Source organism: Rhizobium sp. 57MFTsu3.2, from assembly GCF_012932765.1.
GTDB lineage: Bacteria > Pseudomonadota > Alphaproteobacteria > Rhizobiales > Rhizobiaceae > Rhizobium > Rhizobium altiplani.
This window is the reverse complement of the sequence record NZ_JDWI01000018.1, coordinates 15651-36519: the sequence shown is the minus strand read 5'-3', so window position 1 is coordinate 36519 and position 20869 is coordinate 15651. Positions and strand designations below refer to the sequence as shown.

Annotated in this window: 23 protein-coding genes; 15 read left to right on the top strand and 8 right to left on the bottom strand. The window is 60.9% G+C overall.

Annotation, left to right across the window (positions count from 1 at the left end):
• Positions 1–39 precede the first annotated feature (39 nt).
• The 3 genes from AF71_RS18865 (at position 40) to AF71_RS18855 (ending at position 3551) form a co-directional block, all read left to right on the top strand.
• Positions 40–1242 (top strand): phosphoglycerate kinase, encoded by a 1203-nt coding sequence (locus tag AF71_RS18865; RefSeq protein WP_113471237.1) that lies wholly within the window; start codon positions 40–42, stop codon positions 1240–1242.
• Positions 1243–1467: 225 nt separating this feature from the next.
• Complete coding sequence (locus AF71_RS18860; RefSeq protein ID WP_113471236.1) at positions 1468–2493, top strand: class I fructose-bisphosphate aldolase; 1026 nt, start codon at positions 1468–1470, stop codon at positions 2491–2493.
• A gap of 140 nt (positions 2494–2633) precedes the next feature.
• Entirely contained in the window at positions 2634–3551 is a 918-nt protein-coding gene (locus AF71_RS18855; protein WP_018858869.1) for a PhzF family phenazine biosynthesis protein, read from the top strand.
• Here AF71_RS18855 and AF71_RS18850 read toward each other — a convergent pair.
• Positions 3548–3712 carry a hypothetical protein gene (locus AF71_RS18850; protein WP_018858870.1) on the bottom strand — a complete coding sequence of 55 codons (165 nt, stop codon included), beginning with the start codon at positions 3710–3712 and terminating at the stop codon, positions 3548–3550. The two genes, AF71_RS18855 and AF71_RS18850, sit on opposite strands and share 4 nt — an antisense overlap.
• 170 nt (positions 3713–3882) lie before the next feature.
• Between AF71_RS18850 and AF71_RS18845 the strand changes: the two genes are divergently transcribed.
• From AF71_RS18845 to AF71_RS18835, 3 genes are all read left to right on the top strand, one after another.
• Positions 3883–5163 carry an MFS transporter gene (locus AF71_RS18845; RefSeq protein WP_018858871.1) on the top strand — a complete coding sequence of 427 codons (1281 nt, stop codon included), beginning with the start codon at positions 3883–3885 and terminating at the stop codon, positions 5161–5163.
• A gap of 22 nt (positions 5164–5185) precedes the next feature.
• Positions 5186–5377 (top strand): DUF1192 domain-containing protein, encoded by a 192-nt coding sequence (locus AF71_RS18840; RefSeq protein ID WP_018858872.1) that lies wholly within the window; start codon positions 5186–5188, stop codon positions 5375–5377.
• A gap of 377 nt (positions 5378–5754) precedes the next feature.
• The gene (locus tag AF71_RS18835) at positions 5755–6270 is read left to right on the top strand and encodes a DUF1465 family protein (RefSeq protein WP_018858873.1); all 516 of its coding nucleotides are present in this window, start codon (positions 5755–5757) and stop codon (positions 6268–6270) included.
• 346 nt (positions 6271–6616) lie between these two features.
• On the opposite strand, the gene AF71_RS18830 is transcribed toward AF71_RS18835, so the two are convergent.
• Together AF71_RS18830 and AF71_RS18825 are read right to left on the bottom strand one after the other, a co-directional pair.
• The gene (locus AF71_RS18830; protein WP_169682588.1) at positions 6617–7099 is read right to left on the bottom strand and encodes a RidA family protein; all 483 of its coding nucleotides are present in this window, start codon (positions 7097–7099) and stop codon (positions 6617–6619) included.
• A gap of 19 nt (positions 7100–7118) precedes the next feature.
• Positions 7119–7553 (bottom strand): cupin domain-containing protein, encoded by a 435-nt coding sequence (locus tag AF71_RS18825; RefSeq protein ID WP_025660882.1) that lies wholly within the window; start codon positions 7551–7553, stop codon positions 7119–7121.
• Between the two features lie 118 nt (positions 7554–7671).
• Between AF71_RS18825 and AF71_RS18820 the strand changes: the two genes are divergently transcribed.
• A complete protein-coding gene (locus tag AF71_RS18820) occupies positions 7672–9246 on the top strand; it encodes a winged helix-turn-helix domain-containing protein (RefSeq protein ID WP_018858876.1) in 1575 nt (524 codons plus the stop codon).
• Positions 9247–9250: 4 nt separating this feature from the next.
• On the top strand, positions 9251–9490 hold the full coding sequence (locus AF71_RS18815) for a hypothetical protein (protein WP_018858877.1): 240 nt from the start codon (positions 9251–9253) through the stop codon (positions 9488–9490).
• A 62-nt stretch (positions 9491–9552) separates the two neighbouring features.
• Here AF71_RS18815 and rpmE read toward each other — a convergent pair whose 3' ends face one another.
• Positions 9553–9774, bottom strand: coding sequence for a 50S ribosomal protein L31 (rpmE, locus tag AF71_RS18810; protein WP_007527409.1), 222 nt, complete (start codon positions 9772–9774; stop codon positions 9553–9555).
• A 193-nt stretch (positions 9775–9967) separates the two neighbouring features.
• Between rpmE and AF71_RS18805 the strand changes: the two genes are divergently transcribed.
• The 3 genes from AF71_RS18805 to AF71_RS18795 all read left to right on the top strand — a co-directional run bounded on the left by AF71_RS18805 (position 9968) and on the right by AF71_RS18795 (position 12702).
• Positions 9968–11770 (top strand): ABC transporter transmembrane domain-containing protein, encoded by a 1803-nt coding sequence (locus tag AF71_RS18805; RefSeq protein WP_169682654.1) that lies wholly within the window; start codon positions 9968–9970, stop codon positions 11768–11770.
• A gap of 149 nt (positions 11771–11919) precedes the next feature.
• Positions 11920–12267 carry a hypothetical protein gene (locus AF71_RS18800; protein ID WP_018858879.1) on the top strand — a complete coding sequence of 116 codons (348 nt, stop codon included), beginning with the start codon at positions 11920–11922 and terminating at the stop codon, positions 12265–12267.
• 246 nt (positions 12268–12513) lie between these two features.
• A complete protein-coding gene (locus AF71_RS18795; protein WP_018858881.1) occupies positions 12514–12702 on the top strand; it encodes a YegP family protein in 189 nt (62 codons plus the stop codon).
• 30 nt (positions 12703–12732) lie between these two features.
• Here the strand turns inward: AF71_RS18795 and AF71_RS18790 are convergent, their stop codons facing one another.
• Positions 12733–14373, bottom strand: a complete 1641-nt coding sequence (locus AF71_RS18790) for an FAD-binding dehydrogenase (protein ID WP_018858882.1) — start codon at positions 14371–14373, stop codon at positions 12733–12735.
• A gap of 221 nt (positions 14374–14594) precedes the next feature.
• On the opposite strand from AF71_RS18790, the gene AF71_RS18785 reads away from it, so the two are divergent.
• Together AF71_RS18785 and AF71_RS18780 are read left to right on the top strand one after the other, a co-directional pair.
• A complete protein-coding gene (locus AF71_RS18785) occupies positions 14595–14933 on the top strand; it encodes a YciI family protein (RefSeq protein WP_025660879.1) in 339 nt (112 codons plus the stop codon).
• A gap of 7 nt (positions 14934–14940) precedes the next feature.
• Positions 14941–16191 (top strand): DUF6596 domain-containing protein, encoded by a 1251-nt coding sequence (locus AF71_RS18780; RefSeq protein WP_169682586.1) that lies wholly within the window; start codon positions 14941–14943, stop codon positions 16189–16191.
• A 2-nt stretch (positions 16192–16193) separates the two neighbouring features.
• Here AF71_RS18780 and AF71_RS18775 read toward each other — a convergent pair whose 3' ends face one another.
• From AF71_RS18775 to AF71_RS18765, 3 genes are all read right to left on the bottom strand, one after another.
• Positions 16194–17225 (bottom strand): peptidoglycan -binding protein, encoded by a 1032-nt coding sequence (locus AF71_RS18775; RefSeq protein WP_025660877.1) that lies wholly within the window; start codon positions 17223–17225, stop codon positions 16194–16196.
• Positions 17226–17228: 3 nt separating this feature from the next.
• Entirely contained in the window at positions 17229–18329 is a 1101-nt protein-coding gene (locus AF71_RS18770) for a hypothetical protein (RefSeq protein ID WP_018858886.1), read from the bottom strand.
• Positions 18330–18430: 101 nt separating this feature from the next.
• Positions 18431–19231 carry an inositol monophosphatase family protein gene (locus AF71_RS18765; RefSeq protein ID WP_018858887.1) on the bottom strand — a complete coding sequence of 267 codons (801 nt, stop codon included), beginning with the start codon at positions 19229–19231 and terminating at the stop codon, positions 18431–18433.
• A 214-nt stretch (positions 19232–19445) separates the two neighbouring features.
• Here AF71_RS18765 and AF71_RS18760 point away from each other — a divergent pair, with 214 nt between their 5' ends.
• Positions 19446–20024 (top strand): TetR/AcrR family transcriptional regulator, encoded by a 579-nt coding sequence (locus tag AF71_RS18760; RefSeq protein ID WP_018858888.1) that lies wholly within the window; start codon positions 19446–19448, stop codon positions 20022–20024.
• Positions 20025–20095: 71 nt separating this feature from the next.
• Positions 20096–20836: a 3-oxoacyl-ACP reductase family protein gene (locus AF71_RS18755; RefSeq protein ID WP_113471231.1), complete on the top strand. Its 741-nt coding sequence runs from the start codon at positions 20096–20098 to the stop codon at positions 20834–20836.
• Positions 20837–20869: the final 33 nt, after the last annotated feature.

Genomic DNA, 20869 nt, shown 5'->3' with positions numbered 1-20869 from the left:
GTCGCCGCATCTTTTGGGCAATAACGAACGGATTTTTCCATGCCTTCCTTCAAGACCCTCGACGACCTCAACGATGTTGCCGGCAAGCGCGTCCTCGTTCGCGTTGACCTCAATGTTCCGGTCAAAGACGGCAAAGTAACCGACACCACACGCATCGAGCGTGTTGCCCCGACGATCCTGGAGCTCTCCAACAAAGGTGCCAAGGTCATCCTGCTGGCGCACTTCGGCCGCCCTAAGGATGGCCCGTCGCAGGACCTTTCGCTGTCGCTGGTCGCTCCGTCCGTCGAGGAGGTGCTGGACCACTCCGTGGCAACCGCCGGCGACTGCATCGGCGCAGCAGCAGCGGAGGCAGTTGGTGCGATGAAGAACGGTGACATCCTGCTCATGGAAAACACCCGCTTCCACAAGGGCGAAGAGAAGAACGACCCCGATTTCGTCAAGGCGCTTGCGGCGAACGGCGACATCTACGTCAACGACGCCTTCTCTGCTGCCCACCGCGCACATGCCTCGACGGAAGGCCTCGCCCATCATCTTCCCGCCCATGCGGGCCGCACCATGCAGGCCGAGCTTGAGGCCCTTGAGAGTGGTCTCGGCAACCCGGCCCGTCCTGTCGTCGCCATCGTCGGCGGCGCCAAGGTTTCGACCAAGATCGACCTCTTGATGAACCTTGTGAAGAAAGTCGATGCGCTGGTGATCGGCGGCGGCATGGCAAACACCTTCATTGCCGCCCGCGGCACGAATGTCGGCAAGTCGCTCTGCGAGCACGATCTTGCAGACACCGCCAAGCAGATCATGATCGAAGCGGCCACGGCCGGCTGCGCCATCATTCTGCCGGAAGACGGCGTCGTTGCCCGCGAATTCAAGGCAAACGCCGCCAACGAAACGGTCGCAATCGACGCGATCCCCAATGACGCTATGGTGCTGGACGTCGGCCCGAAGTCGGTCGAGGCGATCAAGGCATGGATCGAGCGCGCCAATACGCTGGTCTGGAATGGCCCGCTCGGCGCGTTCGAGATCGAGCCTTTCGACAAGGCAACCGTCGCGGCAGCGAAATTTGCGGCCGAGCGCACGAAGGCCGGCAAGCTCACCTCGGTGGCCGGCGGTGGCGATACGGTCTCGGCGTTGAACCACGCCGGCGTGGCCGACGATTTCAGCTATGTGTCGACGGCCGGCGGCGCCTTCCTTGAGTGGATGGAAGGCAAAGTGCTCCCCGGTGTCGCTGTGCTCAACAAGCACAAATAATTCAAGCGAACGAATTTAACAAATTTTACATGTAGATAGAAACCGCGGCGCGAAAGCTCCGCGGTCTTTTGCTCATTTGGAGTACAAAAGCCCAAACTTTCAAACGATTAAAAAAAATTCAAACGTTTCAGACAATTTTGCTGCCGTTTTCCCACCCATAAACTTCTGTTATCCGCGACCTATATCTACTGGTTGACGATTTTTTTTGCTGTGGAGAGAAACGATATGAGCGAACGTTTGGAAGACATTGCCGTGCGTATGGTGGCTGGTGGCCGCGGGCTGCTTGCAGCAGATGAATCGACAGCCACAATCGGGAAGCGGTTCGACACGATCGGACTTGAATCGACGGAAACGAGCCGTCGCGACTACCGCGAAATGCTGTTCCGCACCGAAGACGCGATGCGTCAGTATATCTCCGGCGTGATCCTCTACGAAGAGACCCTCCACCAGAAGGCAGCAGACGGCACGCCCCTTGTCGACGTCATCCGTGCGGCCGACAGCATCCCGGGCATCAAGGTCGATATCGGCGCAAAGCCGATGGCAGCCTATCCCGGCGAAACCATCACCGAAGGCCTCGACGGCCTCGCAGACCGTCTTGCGAAGTATTATGAAGCCGGCGCCCGCTTCGCCAAGTGGCGCGGCGTTATCGCAATCTCCTCCACGCTGCCCACCTGGGGCTCCATGAAAGCCAACGCCCACGCCCTCGCCCGCTATGCCGCGCTGTGCCAGCAGGCCAACATCGTGCCGATCGTCGAACCGGAATGCCTGATGGACGGCAAGCCAGGCGACCACAACATCGATCGCTGCGCCGAGGTCACCGAATGGACGCTGCGCACCGTCTTCGAGGAATTGGCAGACGCCCGCGTCAGCCTCGAAGGCATGATCCTCAAGCCGAACATGGTCATCGACGGCAAGAACGCCCGCAAGGCTTCCGTCGCCGAGGTCGCCGAGCGCACGGTCGAGGTGCTGAAGCGCACCGTTCCGTCGGCCGTTCCCGGCATTGCCTTCCTCTCGGGTGGCCAGTCCACCGAAGAAGCGTCGGCGCATCTTTCCGCGATCAACTCCGGTTATGACCTGCCGTGGACTGTGACCTTCTCCTACGGCCGCGCACTGCAGGATACGGCACTGAAGGCTTGGGGCGGCAAGCAGGAAAACATTGCCGCCGGCCAGCGTGCCTTTGCCCACCGCGCCGAAATGAACAGCCTCGCCGCCAAGGGCAGCTGGAAGAAGGATCTGGAGAAGGCGGCCTAAGCCATCTTCTGATCGACAAGAAAAGCAAAACCGGTCGTCGCAGACGGCCGGTTTCTGCATTGTAAGGGCGACAACTTTCCGGCTTCTGCAGCCGGCGGATCGCCGGTAGAGATCGTGGTATCAGCCCTCTCGGAGCCGCCATGAGAACCGTTGCCTTCACGACAGTCGATGTCTTCACCTCTACTCGCTTCGAAGGCAACCCGCTCGCCGTGATGACGGACGCGCGTGGCCTGACGGACGCAGACATGCAGAATATTGCCGCCGAGTTCGGCTATTCGGAAGTCACCTTCGTGCTGCCGCCAGAAGATCCGGTAAATACCGCCCGTGTCCGCATCTTCACACCCACCATGGAGGTTCCCTTTGCGGGGCATCCGAACGTCGGGACGGCTTATGTGCTCGGCCAACAGCGCGAGGTCTTCGGACGGCCGGTCGGCGACAGCCTGCGCTTCGAAGAGAAGGCGGGTCTCGTCGAGGTCAACCTGAAGCGTGACGACGGTGAGGTGCTGTCGGCATCGATTCGTGCGCCGAAGCCGCTCACCATCGGCAACACGATATCCGAGGAAACCGTTGCGCGCTGTATAGTGATCGAGCCGCAGGAAATCCGGGTGGCGAAGCACCGACCGGTTGTCGCCTCCGTTGGACTGAGTTTCGCCGTCGCGGAACTGGCAGACCTTGCCGCCCTCGGTCGCGCCCGCCCGAACCTCACCTATTTCCAGGATGCCGCCGGCCCGACTGCCGAAGGCAATCACGATTTCTCGCTGTTCGTCTATGTGCGCTCCCAGGAAGAGCCGTGGACGATCCGCGCCCGGATGTTCGCGCCGCTCGACAACGTTCCGGAGGATCCGGCGACCGGCAGCGCCTCGGCAGCCCTCGGCGCCTACCTCGTTTCGCTGGAGCCGGATGCGGACATGAACGTTTCGCTCACCATCGAGCAAGGCGTCGAGATGGGACGCCGCAGCATCATCGGCATCGAAGCCGTCAAGAAGGACGGCATCGTTTCCGATGTGACGATCTCGGGCAGCTGCGCGCCGGTCATGCGCGGCGAAATCACGTACTAAACGAACAGATCGCGGCCAAGCAGCGCCACCGCCCAGACCCCAAACGCGATCAGGGCGATCTTCCAGAAATCCATGCGCCGCCGCAGCCCCGGAACGCCCAGCGGCTTGATCAGCTGAATCGCCATCGCCAAGATGAGCAGCAGAGCGATCAGCTTCGTCATGTCTTTATTTTTCCATCTCTTCTGAATGTCACAGGACGGACATTTTTTCACGTCACGACTGCATTTATTCATGCCGTAAAGGCATTTGGGGGCACAATCAATCATCTCGAGGCTGGGCGACACTCCGTGTTGCCATCTGTCTTTGCAATCAACGCATAGAGTCTGGCTATATGAAAAGAAATCTGCTGTCCGTCGCCTCGCTTCTCTTCGGGACGCTGTTTCTCTTCATGGGCAATGGGTTGCAGGGCATCCTGCTTCCGGTTCGCGGCAACCTGGAAGGCTACGCGACAACCACGCTCGGCCTGCTCGGCACGTCCTGGGCTGCCGGCTTCGTCATCGGTTGCCTCGTCGCGCCGAAATTGGTGCGCCGCGTTGGCCATGTCCGTGCCTTCTCCGGCTTCATTGCGATTATCGCGATCATCGCCCTGGTCAGCGGCATTATCATCCACCCCGTCTGGTGGGTGCTGCTGCGCGCCGTCACCGGTTTTGCGACCGCCGGCACCTCGATGATCATCGAGAGCTGGCTGAACGAGCGCGCCACAAACGAGAGCCGCGGCGCAATCTTCTCGCTGTATATCGCCATCACGCTCTTCGGCGTCGTGGCGGGTCAGATGATGATCCCGCTCGAGGATGTTCGCACGCCTGTCCTGTTCATGGTCTGCGGCATCTTCTACTGCATCGCGATGCTGCCGACGACGCTCTCGACCGCAGCCTCGCCGCAGCCGCTGAAGGCCGTGAAGCTGGATCTTCCGGCCCTTTACCGCAACTCCCCGGTCTCCTGCCTTGGCATTCTCCTCGTCGGCATCGCCAACGGCGCATACGGAACGCTGGGCGCTGTCTTCGGCGCAGGCTCCGGCCTGTCCGACACCAGCATCGCCATCATGATGAGCTCCACCATCTTCGCGGGCGCCGTGATGCAGCTGCCGGCAGGGCGGCTTTCCGACCGCATCGACCGGCGCTATGTGCTGGCAGCCATGTCGGCCATCGCGGCCTTCGCCGGCCTGTTGATCGCCATCCTGCAACCATCGTCACCGGCCTTCATCATCGGCCTCGTCGTCCTTTACGGCGCCGTTGCCAACACCCTCTATCCGATCGCGGTTGCGCACGCCAACGACTTTGCCTCGGCAGAGGATTTCGTAAAGGTTTCGGGCGGCTTGTTGCTCCTCTACGGCATCGGCACCATCATCGGCCCGACCATCGGCGGCCCCGTCATGTCGATGATCAATCCGCACGCCCTCTTCCTGGTGACGGCAATCGCCCATGTGTTGATCACCGCCTATGCCATCATCCGCAGCCGCATGCGCGCCGCCGTTCCCGCCGGCGATCGCGACGCCTTTACCACCATTCCGACGGCTACATCGCAGACGCTGACGCCCGAAAGCATGTCGCTTGCCGACCGCGGAACCGGCAAGACTCCCGAAACCGGCGATCCTGCCCTAAAATATAGCTGAGGCATACAAGGGAGGATAGCATATGAGCTTCATCGACGATGACCGGCCGCAGAAGAAGGTTGCCCACGAGATCGGGGCCGACCTCTCCACCCTATCGGTCGACGAGTTGAGAGCGCGCGTGGAGCTGCTCAAGGCGGAAATCGTAAGACTCGAGGCGGAAGCTGCCAGCAAGACATCGACAAGATCAGCGGCGGAGAGCCTCTTCCGCTCGTAATTCGTCGGCTGACTATTGCAGAAAGCTAACGACCGAAGAGTGTTAATCCGAGACAGGTTTAAGCGGCCATTAAGCTTTATAAGGTATTACTGTACTCATCCAGTTCTTCTCTGGATCTCAGACAGTTTTCCATGCGGTGAATTGGTCTGATTTTTCTCCCTGTTTTACCTTGAGAGCCGCTTTTGCGGCTCTTCTTTTTTTATTGCGCTGGGGACCATTTCCATGAAACTGTGGAAGTTAACCCTTTCTTAAGAAACGCCTTGCGCAATTCGGCTAAAGCTACCATCTTAAACGCATAAAGACTGGCCGAGGAAACTTTTTCCCTTCGACTGGCGTTACCTGACCATAAGTAGATGCGTGCAACAGGGACTGTTTAAATGTCAGAGCTTGGATTGAACACGATCAGTTTTGCAGGTCGCGCTGCCGCATCCTCGCAGTTCAAGACACTATATTCGGAAGGCATGTCGCTGGTTGAAGAAACCGCCGCCTATCTCGATGGCCAGGGCCGCGCTGCCTCCAAGGTTCTGCCGCGCATGGCATCCGTCCTCTATGCCGCTGAATCGATGCGCCTGACCACCCGCCTGATGCAGATGGCCTCCTGGCTACTGCTGCAGCGCGCCGTCAACAATGGCGAGATGTCGCGCGATCAGGTTCTGGCCGAGAAGAACAAGGTTCGCCTCGACGGCTTCAACGTCGACCGCAATGCGCCGGGCTGGGGCGATCTGCCGGAATCCTTCCGCGACCTGATCGAACGCTCGTTGCGCCTGCAGAATCGTGTCGCCCTGCTCGATCGCGAAATCTACCGTCCGGCGGAAGCCCCGATCGTTCCCGACAACCAGAACAGCGTACAGGCTCAGCTGAGCCTGCTGCAGACGGCCTTCGGCAACAACTGAACCGCCGCAACCTGAATTCACGAAACCGGCGGCGTCCCGCGCAGCCGGTTTTTCTTTGTGCGCACAACAACCACGCGACTCAACGTAGTGGCGAGGCAGCAAATGCGTTGACGCAAGGAGGGACACCTCCTGCCTCCTTCCGGCCCTTGCGGACCCGCGGGTTCCTGCATGGGAGGCTTTCGTATGCCTGACGGCACCCGAAACACTAAACCATATCGGTCGTGGAGAACAGCTTTGCCCCGTCCGAAAAGCAGACGTTGGCGGCGACGACAGCTGGAGGTCGCGGTTGCGCCATGAACGTCATTCGCGCCGCACCCCGCAAAGGTCGTGAACCGACCCTAAGGGGTCACCCGTCAATTTCCACTTCCGCTTCGCAGTTTACAGGCGCATTCAAAGGGATGGCCATGCCGATGGACGAGCGGGCGTGGGCGCCAACGTCAGGGCCGTACAGCTCCAGCATCAAATCGGAATAACCGTTTGTGACCAGCGGGGTCTCATTGAAACCCGGAGCAACATTCACCATGGCGAAGACGCGCAGCCACGCCGTAACCCGATCGAGGTTTCCGACTGCCCGCTTGAGGCTCGCGAGATGAGCCAGGGCAACGAGCCGCGCTGACGCGTAACCCTGCTCAGGCGAAACCTCGGTCCCGACCTTGCCGAGGGGTTTCGCCAATGTCCCATCCCGGCTGCACGCGACGTGACCCGATATGTCGGCGCGGTTGCCGCGCACCCGGACCCAGGCGAAAGGCATACGCAGCCCCTCGCGAACTTTCAGAGGCTCGGGCAGTTCCAGACCCATAGCGGCCAGACGTTGTTCGATGATCGCCATAGCGCACCTCTGAGCCTGATTAGGGTACGATGTCGTCAAGTTCCGGCATCAGCACGACACTCTCGTTCGCTGCGGGGTCGTTGCGGGCAGCGAGGAACTCGGCGTTTTCCGTGCTGCGGTTCACGGCAAGATGCGGAACGCCGGCCGGAATGAACAGGTAGTCGCCGGGGAGGACCTTTTCGCATCGTTCAAGCTCGGCCCCCGACCAAATCTCGATCTCTTTGCCCGCGGTCATAAGCAAGGCCGTCTCGTGTCCCTGATGGCGATGGGCGCTGGTTCGTCGTCCTGCGGGTAGCGAGATCATCCCGAGCCACAGCATGCTGGATCCGACGCTCTCCGCCGAGACTCCCGAGCGATAGACAGATCCCTGCTCGGCGACATAGCTGTCACTGCCGCGTACGATTTTCGCGGTTGATGCATGAGCATTCTTCGCTTGCATTGTTTCGTTCTCCATCGTTCCCACCACTTCAACTGCTGCATGGAGCTGAATCTGCGCGCGGAGCCGGCGCAAGTCCTGAACGAAGGCCGAAAAATTCCGAAAACTGCGAAATCGGGCGTATCATTCCCAAGTCATGAACACCCAGCACCTTGTATTCGGCCCCTTCGAGTTCATTACCGAGAACGGATGCCTTCTCCGTGATAACAGGCCTGTCGCCATCGGCGCCCGCGGCGCTTCGCTGCTTGCCGTTCTGCTCGCGGCAGATGGGCGCATCGTCGCCAAGTCGGCGCTGATGGATGCTGTTTGGCCGGGCCTCGCCGTCGAGGAGAGTAATCTTTCCGTTCAGATTGCTGCCCTTCGCAAGCTGCTCGGCCCGGCATCAGACGGCGGCGACTGGATCGTTACGGTCCCACGGGTGGGATACAGATTTTCCGGTCCGGTGGAGAGCCGGACCGACGGACCCGGTAGCGAAGGGCATGCGGAGGCGAGATCCAGCCCCGCGATCGCAGTACTGCCTTTCGAGGATCTTGGCGGAGATGCCGAGAGACAATATCTGGCCGACGGTATCGCCGACGACCTGATCGTGGCGCTCGCCCGGTTCCGATGGTTCCGCGTCGCGTCGCGTGGGGCGAGTTTCGCAATGAGGAATGGCCCGAGGGATCCGAAGTCTATCGCGCACGAACTTGGCGTTGATTTTCTGGTGGATGGAGCCATCCGGCATACCTGCGATCGGATGCGGATATCGGTTTACCTTGCCGACGCAATGAAGGATGTCACTGTCTGGTCCGAACATTACGATCTTCAGGTGGCCGAGGTATTTGCAGTGCAGGACGCCATCGCCGAGCGGATTGCAGCGGCGGTCGAGCCGGAACTGCTGTTGCGGCATGGACTTCAGGTTGCTCCGCACACCGGCAACGTGACCGCATGGGACCTTGTACGGCAAGGTACATTCAATTTTCACAAGGTAACGCAGCCAACCCATCTTCTCGCAAGGAGATTCTTCCGGGAGGCCGCGGAGCTCGATCCCATGCTTCCAGAGGCGCAGATCTGGCGGGCACGGGTCAACGCAGGCCTCATCGCCTATGGCTGGACAGAAAATCCCGCCGCGGACGGGAAGGAAGGTCTCGATGCGGCCTTGCGGGCGATATATCTCGACGCCCGAAATCCGTATGCGCACTATGCGCTGGCGATTGTGTCGGCCTACACAGGCAGGGCTGACCAGGCGATCCTCGCAGCCGAGCGGTCCATCGAACTCGGTCCTAGCTTCGCCTTGGGGTATCTCGTCCTCGGCATGGCCCGCCTTTTCGTGGGCGATGCGGCCGGCGCGCGAAAGCCACTGGCTCGGGGCCTCGAACTCAACCCCCATGATCCGCAGAATGCGGCCTGGTTCAGTTTCTTGATGCTTGCGCTGTTCTTTTCGGGCGACGTCGAGGGCGCACTTGACACGGGACGAATGGCGCTAAAGGCGCGGCCTGACTGGCCGGCGCTGCTCCGCATTCAGGCGTGCTGCCACACGGCGTTGGGACATAGTCAGGAGGCTCGCCGTTTCTCCGCCGCTGTAGGCGATCTCCCGGAGCCTGCCGGCGATGCGCTTGGTCCGTTCAGAGATAGCAACAAGGAATGGGCGACCCGTCTCGAGGGCCTGCTGCAAGAGGCAGAACATCAAACGACCGGTTCCGGTCGTAACGCCATCTTTCCTGAAGACTAGGCAAATGACCGCTTTCCACCCTCTCGCGACGTTCCTGCCGAGCGGCGGCAATAACGAAGCAGGTCAGCTCGAGACCTCAATCCGGATCGTTGAATGTCTGCTATCGCTTTTCCCATGCCAGAAACGCGCAGCGGGTTCGTTCTCCGGCCACAAGTCGGTCGCCCGTCACGAGCGTGTCGAAGTCCACTCACGGCGCAAAGCTGCCGTGGTGGATGCTGGAAATCGGCTTGGTGCTATTTCCTGAGCAATTCCACAAAAAAGCCCCGCCGAAGCGGGGCTCTTTCAAACTCTGCCAAGCGACAGCGATTAGAGGCCGAGGCCGCCGAAACGCTTGTTGAACTTGGAAACGCGACCGCCGCGGTCCATGAGTTGCTGGTTGCCACCAGTCCATGCCGGATGCGACTTGGAGTCGATTTCGAGGTTCATGACTGCGCCTTCAGAACCCCAGGTCGAGCGGGTTTCGTATTCGGTGCCGTCGGTCATGACTACCTTGATCGTGTGGTAGTCGGGATGGATATCTGCCTTCATAACAATCTTCCTGCCATGCAACGTCCAATTTGACGCATATTCGTTGCGACAAGAGGACCGATTGAATAAATGAAGCCGCAGACGCAAAAGGCTACGGCTTCCCATTAGGATGGGCTGCCTATACATGAAGGCCGGCAGGATAACAAGAGCCATCAGCCGCGGATGAGCGGTGTCGAAGGCGATCGGAGACGAATTGGCATACGCAGGGCAACCCGAGGAAAAGAAGTCTCGTTCGCTGAAGCCGCTCGGCAGGTTGACACCCTATGTGATGCACTATCGCGGCATGGTCACAGGGGCGCTTGCCGCCCTGGCACTTGCCGCTGTCACTTCGCTTGCTCTGCCGCTCGCCGTCCGCCGCATGATCGACCATGGCTTCACACAGGCCGACGGCAGTTTCATCAACAGCTATTTCCTGATGCTGATGATCATGGCGATCGTGCTCGCCATCGCGAGCGCCCTTCGCTACTACTTCGTCATCACCCTTGGTGAGCGTGTGGTATCCGATTTGCGCCGCGATGTTTTCAATCACGTCACGCGCCTGTCTCCCTCGTTCTTCGACGTCAACCAGTCCGGCGAGATCGTCTCGCGCCTGACGGCGGACACGACGCAGATCAAGTCGGCTGTCGGCGCGACGGCCTCCGTCGCCCTGCGCAACCTCATTCTCTGTCTCGGCGCGATGGGCATGATGATCGTGACGTCGCCAAAGCTGTCCAGCCTGGTGATCGGTGCGATCCCGTTGATCGTCTTTCCGTTGGTCGGCTTCGGCCGCTCCGTCCGGAAGCGCTCGCGCTCGGCTCAGGATACGCTGGCCGACGCCTCTGCTTTCGCCAACGAAACGATTGCGGCCAGCCGTACCGTCCAGGCCTTCGGGGGCGAGGATGCCGCCGCCTCGCGTTACGGGATGGCCGTCGAAACCGCCTATGACGCTGCCCGGGCCGCAATTCGCTCGCGCGCCCTGCTGACCGGCATCGCCATTACCCTCATCTTCGGCAGCGTCGTCGCCGTTCTCTGGGTCGGCGCCCATAACGTCCTCGCCGGCACGTTGTCGCCAGGCACTCTTGGCCAGTTTCTTCTCTACTCCGTCATTGCCGCAGGCTCGCTCGGCGCACTCTCCGAGGTATGGGGCGAGCTCTCGCAGGCCGCGGGAGCGGCCGATCGGCTGACGGAATTGCTCGACGAGGTTTCCCCGATTTCCGCACCGCCTGCGCCCGTTGCCTTGCCCGCTCCGGCGCAAGGCCGTGTCCAGTTTACCGACGTGCATTTCGCCTATCCCTCACGGCCGGAGCGATCCGCGCTGCATGGCTTGAATTTCGGCGTCGCTCCCGGCGAAACCGTCGCGATCGTTGGCCCCTCCGGCGCCGGAAAAAGCACCGTCTTCTCGCTGCTGCTGCGCTTCTATGACCCGCAGAAGGGCGCCGTGATGATCGACGGAGTGGATGCACGCAGCAGCGACCCCGACGAACTGCGCAAGCGCCTAGCGATCGTGCCCCAGGACGTCACGATCTTTGCGGCTTCCATTCACGACAACATCGCCTTCGGCCGTCCCGAGGCAAGCCGCGAAGAGGTGCGGGCCGCCGCGATCGCTGCACAGGCCGACGAATTCATCGCTCGTTTGGAGAAGGGATACGACACCGAGGTGGGAGAGCGCGGCATCACGCTTTCCGGCGGTCAACGCCAGCGCATCGCCATCGCCCGCGCCATCCTCAAGGACGCACCGGTCCTGCTTCTCGACGAAGCGACGTCGGCCCTGGACGCCGAAAGCGAAACGCTTGTGCAGAAGGCCCTCGACGGGTTGATGACCGGCCGCACCACGCTCGTCATCGCCCATCGCCTCGCGACCGTGCTGAAGGCCGACCGTATCCTCGTCATGGATCAGGGACGCGTTGTCGAAGAGGGAACACATCAGAGCCTCATCAGGGAGGGCGGCATATACGCCAAGCTTGCGAGGCTGCAGTTCGAAACCGGCGCCGGGGACTTTCTCGCCGCTGCAAGATGATTGCCTGACCACACGCTCTTCCTCGACCCCCGGCCTCCGCCGGTTGCAACGGCGTGTAATCTTTGCGTGTATATTGACATAATGCACGCAAAGATTACACCCGATTTATGGGTGAACGCCATGTCGTCGCGTTCTGAGGGGAGGCTCAGTTGAACTCGATAAGCTTTGCCCAGATGCTAGTCGTTCTCGTCGCCGTAGCCGTCGTCATATCGATGCTGCTGTGCTATCGCTCGCTGCGGGAGGCCCGGGATTGGTCGCTCACCGATGCCTTGTCGGAGGAAGTCGCCTTGACTAAGACTGATACGGCCGGAAACGCCATTGATGCCGCCGGCAATGCGCTCGCAGCAGGGCAAGTCCCTCTCACCGTCACGATGATGAAGGCGAGCTCGAGCCGCTTTATCGCGCTTGTCGGAACCGTCGCGATCCTGATGCTCTATGTCGGCTTTGGCCTTGCCTCCTCCATCGCTTCGCCAGCGGCAACGAGATCCCCGATATGACGAAGGGCGCCAACTTCTTCTATTCCGGCCTGGTGCTCTTTTGCGCCCTACCTGATCAACAAGTTTTCGTCGGTCTTCTCGATCTTCAAACCGTAAGACCTATACATCAGGGGCGTATGTCGTCCCTGACGGCCCGTCAGTCGCGTCGGTTGCAAAGCGCGCAAATATCCCGATGGAATAGTTGCGTTTTTTGTTCTAGGCTGCACCTGCAGATAGGACAACATCCTGATTCCGGGAGAAAAATCGATGTATAAGTTCGAAGTTTACAAGGACAAGGCTGGCGAGTTCCGTTTCCGTTTCAAAGCTCCGAATGGCGAAGCCATGTTCGGCTCCGAAGGCTATAAAGCCAAGGCATCGGCGCTCAGCGCCATCGAATCCATCAAGAAGAATTCTCCCGGCGCAGAAGTCGTCGACACGACGAAGGCTGAGGCCTGATCACATAAGGCGGCGCCACAAACGCCGCCTTTAAACTGCCCGCCCGGCTACCCTGGCGGAAAAGATGCAGCCGCCGAGGAAGGTTCCCTCGAGCGCATTGTATCCGTGCATACCTCCACCACCAAAACCCGCCACTTCACCCGCCGCATAAAGCCCCGGAACCGGATCGCCACCATGGCCGATCACGCGCGCGGATAGATCCGTCTCCAGACCACCGAGCGACTTGCGTGTCAGGATGTGCAGCCGCACGGCAATGAGCGGCCCGGCCCTGGGGTCAAGCAGTGCATGCGGCCTGGCCGTCCGCATCAAGCGATCCCCGAGATAGCGCCGCGCCCCTCGAATGGCGACCACCTGTGCGTCCTTGGCAAAGGGATTGGCGATCTCCCTGTCGCGCGCCTCAATCTGCGTCCTGAGGCGGCTCGCATCCACACGTTTTTCACCCGTCAACCCGTTCATGCCGTCGACAAGCGATTCCAGCGTGTCGCGAACGACGAAATCCTCGCCTTTGTCCATGAACGCACGAACCGGCCCCGGCGGCTCCTTGCCCAACCGCTTGAGAAGCAGGCGGATATCCTTGCCCGTGATATCGGGATTCTGCTCGGAACCGGAAAGGGCAAACTCCTTCTTGATGATTGCCTTGGTCAGGATGAACCAGCTGTGGTCCTGCCCGGTTGCGCAGATCGCCTTCAGAGTCCCCAGCGTATCGAAGCCGGGCATCGCTGGCGGAGTAAAGCGGTTACCCCAGGCGTCGCACCAGAAGGAGGAGGGACCCGGCAGGATGCGTATGCCGTGATTGCGCCAGATCGGGTCCCAATTCCTCACGCCCTCCGTGTAGTGCCACATCCGATCCGAATTGATCTCCCGCCCGCCAGCACGCTCGGCGATCTCGATCATTCGACCGTCTACATGGGCGGGCACGCCGGCGACCATTTCGGCCGGGGGCCGCCCCAGCCTATCGACCGGCCATCTCCGGCGCACCGCGTCGTGATTACCCCCGATACCCCCTGATGTGACGATCGTCGCGCCGGCCCGAACCTCGAAGAGCGCCGAAAACATACGGTTTGTCTCCCGCCCTCGCACGGAAGCATCGGGCTGAAGGACCGAGCCGCGGGCGCCGCAGACGACGCCGTCCTGAACGAGAAGATCATCCACCTGATGCCGGAACAGAAGCGTAACAAGGCCCTTCGCTTCCGCTTCGCGCACGCGGCGAACAAAGGGGGCAAGCACAGCCGGCCCGGTTCCCCAGGTCACATGAAAGCGCGGTACGGAGTTTCCGTGGCCGTGCGCCAAGCCGCCTCCCCGCTCGGCCCAACCGACCACCGGGAACCAGCGCATTCCCTGCTGATAAAGCCATGAACGCTTTTCGCCTGCGGCGAACTCCAGATAGGCCTCTGCCCAGCGACGCGGCCAATAGTCTTCCGGCCTGTCGAATGACGCGGACCCCATCCAGTCCTGTCGCGCCAGGCCGAGGTTGTCGCGAATGCCCAGCAGCCGCTGTTCAGGGCTGTCGACGAAGAACAGCCCGCCCAGAGACCAGAATGCCTGCCCACCGACGCTCTGTTCGCCCTCCTGCTCGACGATGCAGACCTTCCGTCCGCGCTCCGCTGCCTCCGCCGCCGCCACAAGCCCGGCAAGTCCTGCGCCGATGACCAGCACATCACATTCAATCAAAGCATTCTCCCCCAAACGACACGAGCCTACGCGGAGCCCCGCCCGGCGACAACGCCACTTTTCCGCCGTGAAATTTTTTTGGCCGGATGTCGAAATGAGCCAACGCCGAGTCTCATTCTCTCGGAACGGTCTACCGCCGATCCCCCAAGCGTTGCAGCTTTCTGCTTTTGGTTCTTAGATGCCTGCACGCCGGTCAACACAACCATTCTGGAGGAATACACATGCAATACGCGCTCATCGTTCGCGAATCGTCGCGGGATTTTGCCCGCCGCGCCGATCCCACCTACCGCGACGGCTGGATCGCCTACACGCAGGCTCTGATCCAAGCCGGCATCATGACCGGCGGCGCCGGCCTGACCGCGCCCGAAACCGGCACGGTGGTGCGGCGCAAGGGCGAGGACCACGACGTGCAGGATGGTCCATACCCTGAGGGCAAGGAGCAGTTGGGAGGCTTCTATCTGATCGACGTACCCGACTTCGATACGGCGCTCGAATGGGCGACCCGGGTTCCGGTCTCCGCAGAAGGTTCGGTCGAAGTGCGCCCTCGCCTTCAGATGTGAGGCGGACATGACGGTCGAAGCCGAACGCGTCGCCGAAAGGGTGGCGCGTCAATCCTATGGCAAGCTGGTCGCCTTCCTGGCGGCCCGCTCCCGCGATCTGCCGGCCGCCGAGGATGCGTTGTCACAAGCGCTCGTCGATGCTCTGCGGGTCTGGCCGGAACGCGGCATCCCCGACAGGCCGGAGGCGTGGGTGCTGGTCGCTGCGCGGCGCAACCTCATGCGAGCTGCACGCCGTCGATCCGTTCGCGAGAATGCGCGACCAACGATCGTCCTGGCCTTCGAGGAGGCCGAGGCGAGGATGAACGAAGTGGCCACAGACGCGTTGCCCGACGAACGCCTGAAGCTGCTTTTCGCCTGCACTCATCCGCAAATCGACAAAGGCATTCACACGCCGCTGATGCTGCAAGTCGTGTTGGGCATCGACGCAAAAGCAATCGCGCAGGCCTTCGTGGTTTCGCCTGCCGCCATGGGCCAGCGGTTGGTCCGGGCCAAGGCGAACATTCGCGATACCGGCATCGGGTTTGCCATACCCGATCGACACTCGCTGCCCGAGCGTCTGTCCGCCGTTCTTTCCGCAATCTACGCGGCCTACGGGCTTGGTTGGGACAATCTCGATGGCGCCGATGGCGGTTGCAGTGGCCTTTCCAGCGAAGCCATCTGGCTCTGCCGGGCGCTGCTTTCAATGCTTCCCGAAGAGCCAGAGGTGATCGGTTTGCTTGCCCTGATGCTCTATTGCGAGGGTCGACGTGCCGCGCGGCACAATGCCGAGGGCGAGTACATCGCGCTCGACAAGCAGTCGACGGATCGCTGGAATGCGATCATGCTCACCGAAGCCGACACGCTGCTCCGCAAGGCAGGCGCCGCCAACCGCTTCGGTCCGTTCCAGTGCATGGCCGCCATTCAATCCGTTCATGCCGCCCGGCGGCTGACAGGCCTGACGGACTGGGACGCTCTCGTGATCTTGTATGATGCGCTGCTGATGATGCAGCCGACGATCGGCGCCCGCGTCAGCCGTGCCGCCGTCCTCGGTCGCACGAAGGGACCCAAAGCTGGGCTGGCGTCTCTCGACGCCATGGACGCAAAGGAAGTCAGAGCCTACCAGCCCTATTGGGCCGTTCGCGCGCACTTGCTGACGGAAGTTGGAGACTATCCGGCGGCAGAGGCCGCCTACCTTTCGGCAATCGGCCTCAGCGACAGCCCGGCGGTGCGCTGTTTCCTGATGGATCGCCTCACCGACGTTCGGTCGGGCGTCGCGTAACCCTACTTCTCGGTCAGCTTGAGCTCGATACGACGGTTGGTTGCGCGCGCCTCGGGCGTGTCGCCTGGTGCGATCGGCTGGAACTCGCCGAAGCCGGCGGCGACGAGACGGTCGGCCGGCACGCCGTGGGAAATCAGGAACTTGACGACCGAGATCGCACGTGCGGACGACAGCTGCCAGTTATCGACATATCGTCCGGTGCCCGCGAGCGGCACATTGTCCGTATGCCCATCGACACGCAGTACCCAGTTGATCTCAGGCGGAATTTCCTTGGCAACGTCGAGGAGCGCCGTCGCAAGCTTTGCCATCTCGACCTGCCCGTCCGGATTGAGATCCGCACTGCCCGAGGGAAACAGCACTTCCGACTGGAAGACGAAGCGGTCGCCGACAATCCTGATATTCTCGCGGTCGGACAGGATCTCGCGCAGGCGCCCGAAGAAGTCTGACCGGTAGCGGTTGAGCTCCTGCACGCGTTGCGCAAGAGCGACGTTCAGGCGCCGTCCGAGATCGGCGATCTTCGCCTGCGAACTCTGATCCTTCTGCTCGGAAGCCTGCAGAGCAGCTTCGACAGCGGCGATCTGGCTGCGCAAGGCGGCGATCTGCTGGTTGAGAAGCTCGACCTGGCTCATCGCCCGGTCACTCATCTGCTTCTGTTCGTCGAGTTCCTTCGTCAGGTTGCCGACACGTGCTTCCGCAGCGCTTTGTCCGCCCGACCCAGCATCAAGGAGCGCCTTCAGGCGGGATCTTTCGCTCTCGGCGGACGCTAGGGAGGCCTGCAGATTGGCGACGCTATCCTCGAGGTCCTGCTTGCTTCCCTTCTCCAGGGCGAGAAGCTGCGTCAATTCGTTGATCTGGCTGTTCAGCCGATTCAACACCTCGTCCCGGCCCGTAATCTCACGGCTCAGGATATATTGTCCGACCACGAAGACGGTCAGCACGAACATGATGGAGATCAGCAGTGTCGATAGTGCATCAACGAAACCTGGCCAGTAGTCCACCGCGCGTTGGGGGCGACGATTGCGGGCAAGAGCCATAGCTTACTTGCCCTCGGTCTTTTCGGGTTGCTGCATGCGTTGAGAGCGTTCGCCTGAGCCGTGCTTTTCCTGCGAGCCGATCCTCTCAGCCAGGCGATCGAGCGTGCGCCGCATCGCCTTCGTCTCGTCCTGCTGCGCCTCGATCCAGTCGCGAAGCATCTGCTGTTCATTGCGCATGTTCTTGACTAGGCCCTGAATGCCTTCGGCAAGGTTTGCCATTGCCGCAACCGACCTCTGGGTGCCGCCGCTGCCTTCCTCTGAGATCCGGCGCATATATTCGGAGAGCGCCCGAACGTCGTCCGGTGAGACCGCCGAGTTGGGATTGATGGTCGGGATCGCCACATCGGAGCCGACGTCGGTCACTGACGAAAGCCAGTTCTCCAGCTCCATGTAGAAGCGGTTCTGAGCACGGCCTGCCTGCAGATCAAGGAAACCCAAGATGAGCGAGCCGGACAAGCCAAGCAGCGACGACGAGAATGCCTGGCCCATGCCCGAAAGCGGCATCGAAAGCCCCTCCTTCAGCGCTCCGAGAACATCGGTCGAACCGTTCGAACCCGCGTCGAGCGTCTGAATAACCGAGCTGATCGAACCGATCGTGCCGATAAGACCCCAGAACGTACCAAGCAGGCCGAGAAAGACGAGGAGGCCGATCAGGTAGCGCGACACGTCGCGCGATTCATCGAGGCGGTTGGCAATGGAATCGAGAATGGAGCGAAACGCCGCCGTCGAGATTCCCGCCGAAGCGCTGCGGCTGCCGATCAGAGTCCGCATCGGAGCAAGCAGCTTCGGATTGCGGCCGACCTTGTCGGCGCTGCCTGCAGCGCGGAACGAATTGAACCACCGTACTTCCGGGCGCAACGACAGCACATGGCTGAAGACGAGGATGATACCGACCGCCAATACGCCGAGGATCAAACCGTTAAGGCCCGGATTGTGCATGAAAGCGGTCTGCGTCTGCCGGAAAAGAATGGCTGCGATGAACCCGACGATGATCAGAAACAGCACCATCGTCCAAAGAAACGGCATCGGACTGGAAAGTTTATAGCTGTAATTACCCGTGGTTTTTTCGGTCGAGCCGAACTCAGCCACATTCACATTTTCCATAGGTTCCGCAGCCTCCGGATTCATTTCAGCCGGAGACTAGAGCAACATTGTGCCGAATTGAAGTATGCGCGGAACGAAAACCGTGCCTTTACAACAGCGATTTACCGAGCCGGGATCGGGCGCTTGGCGACTTCAAGCAATGCCTTTTGGATATACTCGTTGCCTGCAACCACCGAGCCCGTCTCGAGAATGGACGAGCCGCCTTCCCAATCGGACACGTAGCCGCCGGCTTCGCGGATGAGCAGGATGCCCGCAGCGATATCCCAGGCCGACAACGCAGTTTCCCAATAGCCATCAAACCGACCTGCAGCCACATAGGCGAGATCGAGCGACGCCGCGCCCATGCGACGAATCCCGGCAACTTCGCCCATGACGTGCCGGAGTTCAACGAGGAACTTGCCGTGGTTTCCGCGGCCGAGGTGCGGCACGCCGCAGGCAATGACGGAATCAGACAGCACGCGGCGTGCGCCGACACGCAGACGGCGATCGTTCAGGAAGGCGCCGCCGCCGCGTTCAGCGGTGTAGAGTTCGTCCGTCGCAGGATTGAAGACGACACCAGCCACGATTTCATTGTTGCGCTCGAGCGCGATCGATACCGCAAACATCGGGATGCCGTGCAGGAAGTTTGTCGTGCCGTCGAGCGGATCGACGATCCAGCGATGCGCTCCGTCCGTGCCCTTGATTTCCTCGCTCTCTTCGCCGAGGAAGCCATAGGTCGGGCGGGCCTTCAGCAGTTCGTCCTTAACGATCTTTTCGGCCTTGCGGTCGGCATTCGAGACGAAATCGCCCGGGCCTTTCACCGAGACCTGCAGGTTCTGCACTTCCCCGAAATCACGTCCCAGCGACTTGCCTGCCTTGATGGCAGCCTGAACCATGACATTGAGGAGAGCTGAACGAGCCATGTGAGCACTTTTCCTTGAGCGGTAAACGGTATGCGCTGTCAGGGTGGGAAAGGTCCCTGATCGCCGGAGAAGGCGGCGCTCGATAAGATTGGCGGCCTCAAGACCACAAAATCGGGAAAATTTCAAGAGGAGACCGTAGAACCACGACGCCGACGGAGAAATGCGACTCAAATATTTCTGGACAGATTGATCCGGAATTGCTATTTGCGTGTCCATGGCAAGGCACAAGGAATTCGACAAAGACAATGCTCTCGACGCTGCGATCGGCGTCTTCTCCCAGCATGGCTATGAGGGCAGCTCCACCGACACCCTGCTTGCGGCGATGAAGATCAGCCGGCAGAGCATGTATGATACCTTCGGCGACAAGCGCAGTCTCTACCTCCAGGCTCTGAAGCGTTACAATACCGACAGTATTCTGCGCATCATCGCGGACATGCAAAACGGCGCGCAACCGCTTGATGCCCTGGAGGCTGCCCTGTTCGCCTTCGCATCTCGACCTGCCTCGGAGGCGTCGAAGGGCTGCCTCGGCGTCAGCGCGATTTGCGAGTTTGGCCGCACCGACGCAGATGTGGCGACCTTGACTGACAGCGCCTCGGCAATGCTTGCCAAGGCAATCTTCACGCTGCTGAAGGATGGCCAGAGGAAAGGCCAGCTATCGGCGGAAATCGATCCCGAAACCGCCACCCAGTTTCTCGGTGCCACCCTATCCGGCATGAAAGTCAGCGCCCGCAACGGCGCAAGCCCCGAAACCCTGCGCACCATCGCCAGTCTCGCAATCCGCAGCCTTCGATAACAGCCCAATCGAAGAGCGCTGATTTTCCGCACCCTATTCTAGATTAAACAGTCCAATAAGGAGAAATGAAAATGACGAAACCACTTGAAGGAAAGGTCGCAATCGTGACCGGCGGCTCACGCGGCATCGGCGCGGCGATCGTTCGCAGGCTGGCCATGGATGGCGCCACAGTCGCCTTCACCTTTGCCAATTCCAAGGAGAAAGCTGAAGCAATCAAAGCTGAGATCGAGTTGAAGGACGGCAGGGCACTTGCCATTCAAGCCGACAGCGCGGATGCCGCAGCACTGCAGCGAGCCATCGACAAGGCTGCCGATCACTTTGGCTCCATCGACATTCTCGTCAACAACGCAGGAATCCTGTTGTTGAATAGCTTGGAAACCTTCCCTCTGGAGGACTTCGACCGCATGTTCGCCGTCAATGTGCGGGCCGTCTTTGCCGGCACGCAGGCCGCAGCGAAACATATGCATGAAGGCGGTCGGATCATCACCATCGGCAGCGTGACCGCGGAACGCAGCGGCTTTCCGACATCCGCTGTCTACAGCATGACCAAGGGCGCAGTCGCTGCGATGATGCGCGGCCTCGCGCGCGATCTCGGCCCGCGCGGCATTACCGTCAACACGATCCAGCCCGGGCCTACCGAGACGGACATGAATACCGATCCGCATGCCAATGAGATGTTGAAGGGGTTGATTGCCCTCGGTCGCATGGGAAAAGACCGCGAAATTGCAAGCCTTGCGGCCTATCTCGCAAGTTCAGAAGCGTCCTTCATCACCGGCGCCAGCCTGACGATCGACGGCGGCTATCTCGCCTGAGACAGAAAGCCGGCGGCACGAGCCGCCGGTCCG

What these genes read in the sequence shown, in the direction of transcription:
- AF71_RS18865 (WP_113471237.1), top strand. Translation starts at nt 40, where the DNA reads ATGCCTTCCTTCAAGACCCTCGACGACCTCAACGATGTTGCCGGCAAG.
- AF71_RS18860 (WP_113471236.1), top strand. Translation starts at nt 1,468, where the DNA reads ATGAGCGAACGTTTGGAAGACATTGCCGTGCGTATGGTGGCTGGTGGC.
- AF71_RS18855 (WP_018858869.1), top strand. Translation starts at nt 2,634, where the DNA reads ATGAGAACCGTTGCCTTCACGACAGTCGATGTCTTCACCTCTACTCGC.
- AF71_RS18850 (WP_018858870.1), bottom strand. Translation starts at nt 3,712, where the DNA reads ATGACGAAGCTGATCGCTCTGCTGCTCATCTTGGCGATGGCGATTCAG.
- AF71_RS18845 (WP_018858871.1), top strand. Translation starts at nt 3,883, where the DNA reads ATGAAAAGAAATCTGCTGTCCGTCGCCTCGCTTCTCTTCGGGACGCTG.
- AF71_RS18840 (WP_018858872.1), top strand. Translation starts at nt 5,186, where the DNA reads ATGAGCTTCATCGACGATGACCGGCCGCAGAAGAAGGTTGCCCACGAG.
- AF71_RS18835 (WP_018858873.1), top strand. Translation starts at nt 5,755, where the DNA reads ATGTCAGAGCTTGGATTGAACACGATCAGTTTTGCAGGTCGCGCTGCC.
- AF71_RS18830 (WP_169682588.1), bottom strand. Translation starts at nt 7,099, where the DNA reads ATGGCGATCATCGAACAACGTCTGGCCGCTATGGGTCTGGAACTGCCC.
- AF71_RS18825 (WP_025660882.1), bottom strand. Translation starts at nt 7,553, where the DNA reads ATGGAGAACGAAACAATGCAAGCGAAGAATGCTCATGCATCAACCGCG.
- AF71_RS18820 (WP_018858876.1), top strand. Translation starts at nt 7,672, where the DNA reads ATGAACACCCAGCACCTTGTATTCGGCCCCTTCGAGTTCATTACCGAG.
- AF71_RS18815 (WP_018858877.1), top strand. Translation starts at nt 9,251, where the DNA reads ATGACCGCTTTCCACCCTCTCGCGACGTTCCTGCCGAGCGGCGGCAAT.
- rpmE (WP_007527409.1), bottom strand. Translation starts at nt 9,774, where the DNA reads ATGAAGGCAGATATCCATCCCGACTACCACACGATCAAGGTAGTCATG.
- AF71_RS18795 (WP_018858881.1), top strand. Translation starts at nt 12,514, where the DNA reads ATGTATAAGTTCGAAGTTTACAAGGACAAGGCTGGCGAGTTCCGTTTC.
- AF71_RS18785 (WP_025660879.1), top strand. Translation starts at nt 14,595, where the DNA reads ATGCAATACGCGCTCATCGTTCGCGAATCGTCGCGGGATTTTGCCCGC.
- AF71_RS18780 (WP_169682586.1), top strand. Translation starts at nt 14,941, where the DNA reads ATGACGGTCGAAGCCGAACGCGTCGCCGAAAGGGTGGCGCGTCAATCC.
- AF71_RS18775 (WP_025660877.1), bottom strand. Translation starts at nt 17,225, where the DNA reads ATGGCTCTTGCCCGCAATCGTCGCCCCCAACGCGCGGTGGACTACTGG.
- AF71_RS18770 (WP_018858886.1), bottom strand. Translation starts at nt 18,329, where the DNA reads ATGGAAAATGTGAATGTGGCTGAGTTCGGCTCGACCGAAAAAACCACG.
- AF71_RS18765 (WP_018858887.1), bottom strand. Translation starts at nt 19,231, where the DNA reads ATGGCTCGTTCAGCTCTCCTCAATGTCATGGTTCAGGCTGCCATCAAG.
- AF71_RS18760 (WP_018858888.1), top strand. Translation starts at nt 19,446, where the DNA reads ATGGCAAGGCACAAGGAATTCGACAAAGACAATGCTCTCGACGCTGCG.
- AF71_RS18755 (WP_113471231.1), top strand. Translation starts at nt 20,096, where the DNA reads ATGACGAAACCACTTGAAGGAAAGGTCGCAATCGTGACCGGCGGCTCA.